The organism is Desulfovibrio sp. JY (assembly GCA_021730285.1).
Taxonomy (GTDB): domain Bacteria; phylum Desulfobacterota; class Desulfovibrionia; order Desulfovibrionales; family Desulfovibrionaceae; genus Solidesulfovibrio.
Window position 1 is genome coordinate 4,066,611 of the sequence record CP082962.1, and the last position, 11,440, is coordinate 4,078,050.

The window sequence follows — 11,440 nt, forward strand, 5'->3', positions numbered from 1 at the left end:
CCCATGCGGCCCGCGCGTCAGGCCGAAACTTCGAGCATTCGCGTCACGGCGGCGGTGGCCGGCACGCGGACGTCATCCGAAACGGTCACAGGCGCGGCCGCGTCCAGCCCTTCAAGCAGGGCGAGCAGGTTTTCCTCGGTCCCCTTGGCCATGTTCGAACAACTCGAGACGCAAAGGGGGCGAATCGTCTTTTCGCCCTGGTAGCGCCGGGCCAGCCGGGACACCAGATTGATCTCCGTGCCGATGACGATCTCCGCGCCCTGGGGAGCCTCGGCCACGTATTTGATGATAAAGGAGGTGGAACCGGCGGCGTCGGCGGCCTGCACGGTTTCCGGGGCGCACTCGGGATGGACCACCACCTTGACTCCGGGGTGCGCCTTGCGCACGGCGGCGATGTCCCGGGCCTTGAACCGCGAATGGATCACGCACTGCCCGGGCCACAAAAGGACTTCGGCCTCCCCGGCCGCCTGTAAATCCAGGTGCGCGCCGCCGCCCCGGATATCGAGAATATGCCGGAGTTCGGGAGCCACGCCCAGGGCGTCGCAGGTATTTTGTCCGAGCATCTTGTCCGGCAGGAAAAGCACGCCCCGGCCCTGGTCCAGCGCCCAGCGCAGCATTTTCCCGGCATTGGCCGAGGTGCACACCGACCCGCCGCGCGCGCCGACGACCGCCTTCACCGCGGCCGAGGAGTTGACGTAGGTGAGCGGCAGCACGTCGCGGCCGGCGGCGCTTAGGCGGTCGAGCACCGTGGCCACCAGCGACGCCGGGGCCATCTCGGACATGACGCAGGCGGCGTCCGGGGCCGGGATGAGCACGCGCTGGCCCTCTTTGGCCAGCATGGCCGCGGTTTCGGCCATGAAAAACACGCCGCAAAAGACGATGTCCCGGGCGGTGAGTCCGGCCACCTTGCGGGAAAGTTCGAGGGAGTCGCCCAGGATGTCGGCATGGGCCACCACCGCGTCGCGCTGGTAGTGGTGGGCCAGGATGGCCAGGGACTCGCCCCGGCTGCGGCGAATCGCCGTAATCCGCTCGGCAAGGGAAGGGTTCATGGGGGCTCCTTACAGCAGCATGCTGAAATCGGCGCTTGGGGCGGAATGGGTGATGCGCCCCACGGACACGAAATCCGCGCCGAGCGCGCCGATGGCGGCCAGGGCGGAAAGGTCCACCCCGCCGCTGACCTCGGTTTCGATGCCGGCCGGGACGAGCTTCAAGGCCTGGCGCATGACGTCCGGGCCCATGTTGTCGAGCATGAGCCGCGCCGGCCGCTCGACCACGGCCTGCTTCACCTCGTCCAGGTTGCGGCACTCGATTTCCACCGGCGGCATGGCGGCCGGATCGTCCTTGTAGGCGCGACGCACGGCGGCCATGGCCTGCGGGATGCCGCCGGCCCGGTCGACGTGGTTGTCCTTGAGCATGATCATGGCGGCCAGATCCAGGCGATGGTTGACCCCGCCGCCGACCACGACGGCGTATTTCTCTGGATAGCGCAGCCCGGGCAGGGTCTTGCGGGTGTCGAGCAGCCGCGTCCTGCTGCCGGCCAGGGCGGCCACGCCCCTGGCCACCATGTTGGCGATGCCCGAGAGGTGGCACAGAAAATTGAGCATGACCCGCTCGGCCTTGAGCAAGGTCACGGCTGGGCCGTCGATGACCGCGACCACGGTGCGATCCGGAACCTTGTCCCCGTCGGCGACCTTGAGGTCGGTCTGGCAGCGGGCCGTCTGCCCCATGCGGTCGAGGACCAGGGGCAGGATGGGCAGGCCGGCGACCAGCGTATCCTCCTTGGCCACAATGGTGGCGCGCAGACGGTCGTCGGGGGCGAAAACGGCCATGGACGTGCGGTCTTCTCCGTCTTCCTCCAGGGCGAGGTCGATGGCGCGCACCAGGAACTGCCGGGCCGGGCCGGCGAAAAACGCCTCGAATCGGGAATCTGTCATGGGCGCATCCGCTGGTAGGGGCCGAAGGACTCCATTGCCCCCGGCCGGGTGGAGGGAACGCCCCGGACGCCACGACACGCCAAGGAAACCTTCCCCGAAAAACCACCGGCCGTAAGACCGGTCGCTGCGAAAAAAATAGCTTTTTTGCCCCCCCCGGGCAAGGGAAGGGGCTGGCGACATTTGTCCTTTTTACCGTCCGCAGCGGGACGCCTTTACCCAGGCGGCCCCGCCCGTCACCCCTGCCGCTTGCGTAGCCGCGCCAGCCGGGCGGCCAAGCGCGGCTCCTGGCCCTGGTCCTTGGCCTGGTAGAACTGCCGGCCGGCCAGTTCCTCGGGCAGATAGTCCTGGTCCACCCAGGCCTCGGGGTAGGCGTGGGGATACTTGTAGCCCTTGCCGAAACCCCACTCCCGCTGGAGTCTGGTGGAGGGGTTTCGCAGGTGCAGCGGCACGGGCTTGAGCCCCGCCTGCATGATCTCCTTTTTGACGGCAAGGTAGGCGGCGTAGGTGCTGTTGCTTTTGGGCGCAAGCGCCAGATAGACGGCGGTCTGAGCCAGGGGAATGAACCCCTCGGGCATGCCGATGCGTTCCACGGCCTCGGTGGCGGAAACGGCCAGGGGCAAGGCCATGGGGTCGGCCAGGCCGATGTCCTCGGAAGCGGAAATCATGAGCCGCCGGCAGCAAAAGCGCGGGTCCTCGCCGGATTCGAGCAGGCAGGCCAGGTAATAGAGGGCCGCGTCCGGATCGCTGCCCCGAATGGATTTGATCATGGCCGAGGCCAGCTCGTAGTGGGAATCGCCGTCGCGGTCGCCCCGGGCCAGCGCCTCGGGCAGCTGTTTTTTGAGCTCCTCCGGGGCGCGCTTTTCCTCGGGCAGGGCGGCGGTGAATTCAATCAGGTTCAAAAGCGTGCGCCCGTCGCCGGAGGACAGCATGGCCACGGCCTCCAGGCTCTCCGGCACAAGCTCCATGCCGGCCTCCCGGGCCCCCCGCTCGGCCAGGACCAGCAGTTCGGCCTGGGACAGGGGCCGCAGCCGAAAGACGTGCAGCCGGGAAAGGAGCTGGCGCGTCACGGAAAACGACGGGTTTTCCGTGGTGGTGGCCAGCAGCACGATCTCGCCGGTTTCGAGCAGCGGCAGAAAAAAATCCTGTTGGGCCTTGGAAAACCGGTGCAGCTCGTCGAGGATCAGGATTTCCTTGCCCTTGATCAGTTCGCGCAGCGCGGCCAGCCCCGCTTCCGGGGCGCTGACCCGCACATACGGGCGTCCCTTGGCCCGGGCCAGGATCAGGGCCAGGGTGGACTTGCCGCAACCCGGCGGACCGAAAAAAAGCAGGCTCGGCAGGCGCGGCGCGGCCAGCATGGTCTCAAGCCTGGAAATCACGTGGGTCTGGCCGACGAAGCCGTCGAGGGCCGTGGGGCGGATACGTTCGGCCAGGGGCCGTTTTTCATTGCCGAGCAGGTCCATGGAATCCTTTTATCTTTTGGCGACCCAAGAGACGCCTATCTGTCCGGGGAGGCCTCCCCGCCGGACATGTCCTTCGCTCGCCCGGTCGCGGCGGCCACCTGATCGGCCGTCGGACGATAGCGCAGCATGAACCGGGCCGGCGAATGCCCCGGAGCTTCCAGCACGGCGTCCACCGCGCCCATGCGCCACAGGCAAATTGCCATCTTGGCCGCGTCGCGGCAATAGGGCGCGCCGTAAGCCGCGCTCAGGCGTTCACGCAGCGTCGCCGCGTCCCCGGACGAGCCCAGCCGGGCGGAAACCGAGAAGAACCGGCCCCGGTAAAAGGCCAACGCAGGCGCGGGCAACCGCACGCCGTAAAATGCCGCGTCCCCCGTCGGCAGGGTGTAAAAACGCAGGTCCCCGGCCACTGCGGAGGGTAGCGGCACCCGCTCGGGCACGGTGGTCGGCGGCGGCGGATCGCCAAAGGCCAGCCCGGCGAACCCCGAAGGCGGTTCGGGAGCCGAGGAACAGGCGGCCAGGACCAGCAGCCCGGCCAGGAGCAGACGGCCCATCCCCGGGAAAAGCGGTCCCGGGGTGGCCGGTTTCGGGCTTGCCGGACCGGCGGGCGCGGCCGACGGGGAGGACGGTGAATGTGGCCGTCGTCGCAGGGGCTGTCCCGATTGCATCAGTCCAGCCAGCCAAAGCAACACGGATGTTACACTGCAATAAAAAAATTTTGCATCATGTAATGATATTTTTACCATAGTTTTCTTTCCATATTATATAAAGCAAATATGGTTTTTCTGTCTTTCACGAAAAAAAGATACATTTCTACTGTCGATACTCCACAAAAATTCATCACCTTGACCTGATTTTTTGAGATGATAATCTCATCACGATCAGCACATGTTTTTCTCTTTTTTCACTTGTACCCAGGATACGCATGGAAAAAATAATCATACAAAATTTAGTAAAGATTTTCGGTGACAAACCGGAAAAAGCCCTCTCCCTGCTACGCCAGGGCCACTCCAAAAAAGACATCATGGCCGCCACAGGGCAGGCCGTGGGCGTGGCCGACGTCTCCTTCACCGTGGACGAAGGCGAGATCATGGTCATCATGGGCCTTTCCGGCAGCGGCAAATCCACCCTCGTACGCTTGATCAACCGCCTCATCGAGCCCACCAGCGGCAAGGTCGTCATCGACGGCCAGGACGTGGGCGCCCTTTCGGAAAGCGAACTCACGGAATTTCGGCGCACCAAGTTCGGCATGGTCTTTCAGAATTTCGCCCTCCTCCCCCATCGCACCGTGGCCGCCAATGTGGAATTCGGCCTGGAGATCAAGGGCATGCCGCCAATCGAAAGACAGGGCCGGGCCATGGACGCGCTGAAGCAGGTGGGACTTTCCGGTTGGGAAGACCGCAAGCCCGCCGAACTTTCCGGCGGCATGCAGCAGCGCGTGGGCCTGGCCCGGGCCCTGGCGCTGGACCCGGACATCCTGCTCATGGACGAGGCCTTCTCCGCCCTGGACCCGCTTATCCGCCGCGACATGCAAGACGAACTGCTGTCCCTCCAGGACACCGTCAAAAAGACCATTCTCTTTATTACCCACGACCTCGACGAGGCTGTCAAGCTCGGCGACCACATCGTGCTCATGAAAGACGGGGCCGTCGTCCAGACCGGCACGGCCGAGGACATCCTGACCAACCCGGCCAGCCGCTACGTCGAACGTTTCGTGGAAGACGTGGACTTTTCCAAGGTGCTCTCCGCCCGCTCGGTCATGCTGCCCCCGGCCGTGACCGCCCTGGCCCGCCACGACGGCCCCCGGCTCGCCCTGCACAAGATGGCCGAGGCCGGCATTTCCAGCCTTTTCGTCATCGGCCGTGACAAGCGCCTGGAAGGCATGGTCACGGCCATGGACGCCTCCGACGCCGTCAGACGCGGCGAGCGCAGCCTGGACGGCGTCGTGCGCCAGGTGGACAAGCGCGTCTCTCCCGATGCTTCGGTCCAGGAGGTCATGCCGCTTCTGGCCGCGGACCGCGACCCCGTGGCCGTGGTCGACGAGGCCAATAAACTGCTCGGCATCATCGTCCAAGGGTCGCTTCTGGCCGGACTGGCCGACAAAGGGAGGGGCGAAAATGGCATATGAACTGCCGCGCATTCCCCTTGGCCAGGGCATCGAAATCAGCATCGATTTTCTCTCCGACCATCTGGCTCCGCTGACCAAATCCATTTCCCTGGTCCTGGAGACCGCCATCGACGCCATGGGCGCGGCGCTCATGGCCGTGCCGCCCTGGATGCTCATCATCGCCATCGCCATTCTGGCCTGGCGGCTGGGCTCCCGGCGCATCGGCCTGCTGGCGCTCTTCGGTCTGACGCTGGTCTGGGACCTGGGGCTGTGGGAGCCCACGATCTCCACCATCATTCTGGTCCTTTTCTCCACGGTCATCGCCACGTCCATCGGCGTGCCGCTTGGCATCCTGGCCGCCATGCGACCAGGGTGGGGCCGCATCATCATGCCGCTGCTCGACTTCATGCAGACCATGCCGGCCTTCGTCTACCTCATTCCGGCCATCCCCTTTTTCGGCCTGGGGCCGGTGTCGGCCATCTTTTCCACGGTCATCTTCGCCATGCCGCCGTCCATAAGGCTCACCTGCCTGGGCATCCGGCAGGTGCCGGAATCCCTGACCGAGGCCGCCGACGCCTTCGGGGCCACGCGCATGCAACGCCTGCGCAAGGTCGAACTGCCGCTGGCCCTGCCCACCCTCATGGCCGGCATCAACCAGACCATCATGCTGTCGCTGTCCATGGTGGTCATCGCGGCCATGATCGGCGCCCGCGGCCTTGGCGGCGAGGTCTGGAAGGCCATCCAGCGTCTGGAGCCGGGACTCGGCTTCGAGGCCGGTCTGGCCGTGGTCATCGTCGCTGTCATCCTCGACCGGGTGACGCAGAAACTCGGTTCGAAAAACGTCTGAAACCCGGAACCAACAACCAAGGAGGCCCTGTGAAAAAGACCGCCTGGTACGTCATTGCCGCCACCATCGTTTCCCTGACCGCCGTGCTGTGGGGGACGCCCGCGCCGGCCGCTTCGAAGAACACCGTGAAGATCGCCTATGTGGAATGGGCCTGCGCCACGGCTTCCACCAATCTGGTCAAAGCCGTGCTCGAGGAAAAGTTGCACAAGAAAGTCGAGATCCTGCCCGTCTCGGCCGCCGCCATGTGGCAGGCCGTGGCCTCGGGCGACGTGGACGGCATGGTCACCGCCTGGCTGCCCGTCACCCACGGCAATTACCTCAAAAAGGTCAAGGACAAGGTCGTCAACCTCGGCGTCATCATTCCCGGCGCGAAAATCGGACTCGTGGTTCCGGATTACGTGACCATCGACTCCATCGCCGATCTTGAAGGCGCCAAGGCCAAATTCAGCGGCAAGATCATCGGCATCGATCCGGGCGCGGGCATCATGAGCAAGGCCGAAGCGGCCATCAAGGACTACGGCCTGACCGGCTACAAGCTGGTGGAAGGCTCCGACGCCACCATGACCGCCGCCCTGGCCGACGCCGTGAAGCACAAGGAATGGGTCGTCATCACCGGCTGGACCCCGCACTGGATGTTCGGGCGCTTCCATCTCAAGTATCTGAAGGACCCCAAGGGCGTCTTCGGCGGCGACGAGACCATCAACGCCATCGTCCGCAAGGGGCTCAAGGAAGACAAGCCCGAGGTCTACGCCTTCCTGTCCAGGTACAAGCTGCCCATGTCCGACTTGCAGGCGCTCATGGCCGCCAACAAGGAAAACGGCAAACCCTACGCAAACGCCAAGAAGTTCATCGCCGAGCACCAAAAGCTCGTGGACTCCTGGCTGTAAGCGTCACACGCAGCCGGCCGCGCCGCCGCCCGACCACGGACGACGGCGCGGCCGGTTTTTCCGCAAAACACCCAACCATCCCGCGAGAGACGCATGCGGCATTTTTTCATGCGCCAAGGCAGTTCCCGGACGTTTTTCAAACCCCAAAACAGCCGTGCCCGCCTGGTCCTTCTCCTGATCCTTGCCATGGGAGCCGGGGCCGCCGCCCTGGCCTTTCTGCGTAACGCCGATCCCAGGGCGTCCGTCCCCCTCGTCGACGCCTGCCCGCCCTGGGCCGGGCAGTACTGCGACCCCAGAGGCAACCTTTTCGCGCGCACCGAGGAAGATCCCCCCGAAGACGTGCTCGAGGGCTCGGTCAAACCCGGCCAGACCCTCGGCGGCATTCTCGGAGACTATGTCGATGCGGCCGCCCTGGCCGGCCTCGACAACCCCGACGATTTCTCCTTCGCCAGCATCCAGTCCGGCCAGCCCTACCGGCTCACCCTGCGCGACAAGGAGCTCGTGGCCTTCGAATACGACATCAGCCCCACCGAGACCCTGGTTATCGACAGCGAAAAAGGCGACTTGCAAGCCCACGTCGAAACCAAGCAGTGCGAAATCCGCACCGGCGTCATGGCCGGCACGGTGGACTCCAGTCTTTTCAAGGCCGTGGAGGACGCCGGCGGCGACGCCCAGACCGCCGTGGCCCTGGCGGACGTGTTTGCCAGCGACATCGACTTCTGCCGCGACGTGCAGCCCGGCGACACCTTCTATGCGGTGGTGGAAAAACGCTACGCCGAAGGGAAACGCATCGGCATCGGCCGGGTGCTGGCTGCCCGCTACGTCAATGAGGGAAAAACCTACGAAGGGTTCGCCCTGCTCGACCGGAAAGGCAAGCCCGAGTATTTCGACGCCGACGGCCGGCCGCTGCGCAAGGCCTTTCTGCGCGCCCCGCTGTCGTTTCTGCGCATCACCTCGCGGTTTTCCGGCTCGCGCCTGCACCCCATCTTAAAGATCCGCAAACCGCACTACGGGGTGGACTACGCCGCCCCCACCGGCACGCCGGTCTGGAGCGTGGGGGCCGGGGTGGTGGTCGAACGCGGCCGCAACCGGGCTGCCGGCAACTACGTCACCGTGCGCCACAGCCGCACCTGGGTCACGCGCTACAACCACTTCAGCCGCTTCGCCAAGGGAATCCACAAAGGGTCCAAAGTCTCCCAGGGGCAGATCATCGGCTACGTCGGCCAGACCGGCTTCGCCACCGGCCCCCACCTGGACTTCCGCATCTATAAGGACGGCAAGCCGGTCAACGCCCTGGCCAACCCCCAGATGCGGGCCGATCCGCTGCCGGCCGCCAAACTGGCCCGGTTCAAGCGGCAGGCCGTCCGGCTGGAAGCCCTCATGGACCGGGCCGTGCCGGCCAAGGACCTGGCCGCGCGCGACACTCCCGACACAAAGGGCCTTCAGTAGGTGAGACGCTCCAAAATGACGTTGCTGACCAAAAAGCCGTTTTTGGTCAGCCGCAGATGGCCGGCGCTGATGCGGATGAGTTCGTTTTGCCGCAGCGCCGTGACGAGGCCTTCGTTGTCCTTGATGAAATCCCGGCCCGTGGCCTGACGATAGGCGGCCAGGCGCAAGCCCTTGGCCGTGCGTAGCGACAGCATCACCATCTCCCGGGCCTTTTCCACAGCGGTCAAGGCCACGCCGCCCTGGCCGCACTTGCCGGCCCGCACAAGCGCACCCCACTCCCGCAGATCGGACGGGTTCTCATGGCGCACGCCCTCAAGCGTGGAAACCGCCGCCGGGCCGAGCCCAAGATAGTCCTTGCCTTCCCAATAGCCGCTGTTGTGACGGCTCATAAACCCCATGCGGGCGAAATTCGAAATCTCGTATTGCAGGTAGCCCGCTTCCTCCAGGAACTCGGCCCCGCGCACATACATCCGCCCCTGCTCGTTCTCGCCCGGCAACTCCACGCCTCCCGCCGCCACGTCCTCGGCCAGGGGCGTGCCCGCCTCCACCGTCAGCCCGTAACAGGACAGGTGCTCCGGCCGCAGCTTGACCGCCGCCTTGAGCTGCTCCAGCCACACGGCCTCACGCTGGCCCGGCAGGCCCCAGATGAAATCCAGGCTGATGTTTTTAAACCCCACCCGCCGGGCCAGCCCATAGGCGGCGAGCGCCTGCCCCGCGTCATGGGGTCGGCCGAGAAACCGCAAATCCGTGTCGGACAGGCTCTGCACGCCGAGGCTCAGCCGGTTGACGCCATACTTCAAGAGCGACTTTAAATACGGCCCGTCCACGGCCGAATCCGGATTGGCCTCGAACGTCCACTCGACCACATCGTCCAGATCGAACTGCCGCCGCAACTCCGGCATGACCCGCGCAAGCGCCCACGGCGGCAGCAGGCTCGGCGTGCCGCCCCCGAAATAGATCGTCTCCAGCTTCGGCCGTGAAAGCTTGCGCCCCCAATGCCGGATCTCCAGAAGCAACGCGGCCACGTAGGCCTCGGCCTGCCCCATGTCGAACGGCCGCGACACGAACGAACAATACCGGCACTTGCCCCGGCAAAACGGTACGTGGATGTAGAGCAACATGGCGGGCCGGACGATACGGCCCTTGCGCGCGCCCCGCAACTGTGGGGGTGCAGCGGAGCCCCGCTCTCCTTCTCCCTCGCCTACGCTCTATTTGCCATCCAGCTCGCCAACACAACGAAGCGCCTCGTAGAGCACGATCGAGGCGGCATTGGCGAGGTTGAGGCTGCGCACCTGGCCCCAGATGGGGATACGCAGGCGCACGGGGGCGGCGTCGAGAAGCGATTCGGGCAATCCCCGGCTTTCGGTGCCGAAGACGAGGGAATCGTCCGCGGTGTAGGTCAGGGTGTGGTAGGGAGCCGCCATGTGCCCCCGGTTGCCGGCGGTGGTGGCGACGAGGCGATTGTTAGGCCTGGCGGCCAGGTAGTCGTCGAAGCGGTCCCACACGGTAAGGTTGACGTGGGGCCAGTAGTCGAGGCCGGCGCGCTTGAGGTAGCGGTCCTCGAGAGAGAATCCCAGCGGTTTGATGAGGTGCAGGGGCGTTTTGGTCGCGGCGCAAAGTCTGGCCACGCTGCCGGTATTCTGGGGGATTTCCGGCTCGTAGAGAACGACTTCGATCACGCCGTCTCCTTGGTGTAGGGCGTATTCTTGCGGTAGACGGTACCCTGGAAGGCGGCGATGGCCTCGTCGGCGTCGTTGCTGATGGTGACGGCGTAGGTGGCCATTTTGTTGCCGCAGGAAATTTCGCGGGCTTCGGCGTAGAGGGTCTTGCCGGTGCCGGGTTTGATGTAGGAGATGGTGGCGGAGACGGCCAGACACAGCTTGCCGTAGCTGTTGGAGGCGACGGCCAGGGCCAGGTCGGCCAGGGAGAAGATGGCGCCGCCGTGGGCGATGCCCGCGCCGTTTTTGAGGTTGTCGGTCAGGTCCATGGCCGCTTTCGCATAGCCGGGTTCGGCGTCAAGGAGTCGGATACCGAGGTGGGCGGCCAGGGCGTCACGTTCGACAAACCACTGCATATCCATGAAGAACTTCCTTTGTCATTTGGGAGAGTGTCGTGAAATTTCGGGATGGAACGCCAGGCGTGGTTGTTTGTCAAGCCGGGGGATTGCGGGTATACGGGGACGTCGCCGTTGCCGACGGGGGGGGTCAGGATGCCGAGGACCGTGTGTGCCTTCGTGCTTGCTTTTGCCATGCTGACAGGCGCGGTCGGCGTTTGTCCGGCCGCCCCGCCGAGTCCGGCCGATCTCATGCGTTCCATCGAAACGGCCCGCAAGGCCATTGCCGAAAACGAAAATATCCTGACTGCTTATGGCAACGAGTTGCGGACCCTGGCGGGCAATGACCCGGCCTCGGCCAAGCGTCGTGAGGAAATCCGCATCCTCAAGCAGTATTATGTCCATGCGATCGAAGACTACCGGGCCAAGATCACGGACGATTACCGCAAGATCCAGGAGTACAAGGCTCGTGGCGTCCAGTGAAAACCATTCCGTTTTCCCAAATAAAAACGCCTCGCGTTGCGAGGCGTTTCATTTCCTGTCGGTGGTGGGCGATCGGGGATTTGAACCCCGGACTTCCACCGTGTGAAGATGGCACTCTAACCGCTGAGTTAATCGCCCGTCGAAGAAAGTATGCTGACCGACCTGAATTGGCAAGACTTTTTTTGAGAATCGGGTAAAAAAGTCCTCGGGCGACGTGCCCAGG

The 11,440-nt window shown here is 64.8% G+C and carries 12 protein-coding genes and 1 tRNA gene; 5 read left to right on the plus strand and 8 right to left on the minus strand.

Annotated elements, in window-relative coordinates; genetic code table 11:
* Positions 1-17: 17 nt before the first annotated feature.
* The 4 genes from nadA to K9F62_18250 form a co-directional block, all read right to left on the minus strand.
* Positions 18-1,049, minus strand: a complete 1,032-nt coding sequence (gene nadA / locus K9F62_18235) for a quinolinate synthase NadA (protein UJX40608.1) — start codon at positions 1,047-1,049, stop codon at positions 18-20.
* 9 nt (positions 1,050-1,058) lie between these two features.
* Complete coding sequence (nadC, locus tag K9F62_18240; protein ID UJX40609.1) at positions 1,059-1,934, minus strand: carboxylating nicotinate-nucleotide diphosphorylase; 876 nt, start codon at positions 1,932-1,934, stop codon at positions 1,059-1,061.
* Between the two features lie 233 nt (positions 1,935-2,167).
* Entirely contained in the window at positions 2,168-3,394 is a 1,227-nt protein-coding gene (locus tag K9F62_18245) for a replication-associated recombination protein A (GenBank protein ID UJX40610.1), read from the minus strand.
* Positions 3,395-3,429: 35 nt separating this feature from the next.
* A complete protein-coding gene (locus tag K9F62_18250; protein ID UJX40611.1) occupies positions 3,430-3,945 on the minus strand; it encodes a hypothetical protein in 516 nt (171 codons plus the stop codon).
* A 371-nt stretch (positions 3,946-4,316) separates the two neighbouring features.
* Between K9F62_18250 and K9F62_18255 the strand changes: the two genes are divergently transcribed.
* The 4 genes from K9F62_18255 (at position 4,317) to K9F62_18270 (ending at position 8,681) form a co-directional block, all read left to right on the plus strand.
* A complete protein-coding gene (locus K9F62_18255) occupies positions 4,317-5,519 on the plus strand; it encodes a glycine betaine/L-proline ABC transporter ATP-binding protein (protein ID UJX40612.1) in 1,203 nt (400 codons plus the stop codon).
* Complete coding sequence (locus K9F62_18260; protein ID UJX40613.1) at positions 5,509-6,345, plus strand: proline/glycine betaine ABC transporter permease; 837 nt, start codon at positions 5,509-5,511, stop codon at positions 6,343-6,345. Before K9F62_18255 ends, K9F62_18260 begins: the two co-directional genes overlap by 11 nt.
* 29 nt (positions 6,346-6,374) lie before the next feature.
* A complete protein-coding gene (locus K9F62_18265) occupies positions 6,375-7,232 on the plus strand; it encodes a glycine betaine ABC transporter substrate-binding protein (GenBank protein UJX40614.1) in 858 nt (285 codons plus the stop codon).
* Between the two features lie 93 nt (positions 7,233-7,325).
* On the plus strand, positions 7,326-8,681 hold the full coding sequence (locus K9F62_18270) for a peptidoglycan DD-metalloendopeptidase family protein (protein ID UJX40615.1): 1,356 nt from the start codon (positions 7,326-7,328) through the stop codon (positions 8,679-8,681).
* On the opposite strand, the gene hemW is transcribed toward K9F62_18270, so the two are convergent.
* The 3 genes from hemW to K9F62_18285 form a co-directional block, all read right to left on the minus strand.
* The gene (gene hemW, locus K9F62_18275; protein ID UJX40616.1) at positions 8,675-9,802 is read right to left on the minus strand and encodes a radical SAM family heme chaperone HemW; all 1,128 of its coding nucleotides are present in this window, start codon (positions 9,800-9,802) and stop codon (positions 8,675-8,677) included. The two genes, K9F62_18270 and hemW, sit on opposite strands and share 7 nt — an antisense overlap.
* Before the next feature lie 87 nt (positions 9,803-9,889).
* Positions 9,890-10,360, minus strand: a complete 471-nt coding sequence (locus tag K9F62_18280; GenBank protein ID UJX40617.1) for a tRNA (cytidine(34)-2'-O)-methyltransferase — start codon at positions 10,358-10,360, stop codon at positions 9,890-9,892.
* Positions 10,357-10,761 carry a hotdog fold thioesterase gene (locus K9F62_18285; protein ID UJX40618.1) on the minus strand — a complete coding sequence of 135 codons (405 nt, stop codon included), beginning with the start codon at positions 10,759-10,761 and terminating at the stop codon, positions 10,357-10,359. The genes K9F62_18280 and K9F62_18285 overlap by 4 nt, the downstream gene beginning before the upstream one ends.
* A 129-nt stretch (positions 10,762-10,890) precedes the next feature.
* On the opposite strand from K9F62_18285, the gene K9F62_18290 reads away from it, so the two are divergent.
* Positions 10,891-11,217: a hypothetical protein gene (locus K9F62_18290; GenBank protein UJX40619.1), complete on the plus strand. Its 327-nt coding sequence runs from the start codon at positions 10,891-10,893 to the stop codon at positions 11,215-11,217.
* 62 nt (positions 11,218-11,279) lie between these two features.
* Here the strand turns inward: K9F62_18290 and K9F62_18295 are convergent.
* Positions 11,280-11,355: transfer RNA gene (locus tag K9F62_18295), tRNA-Val, on the minus strand.
* Positions 11,356-11,440 lie beyond the last annotated feature (85 nt).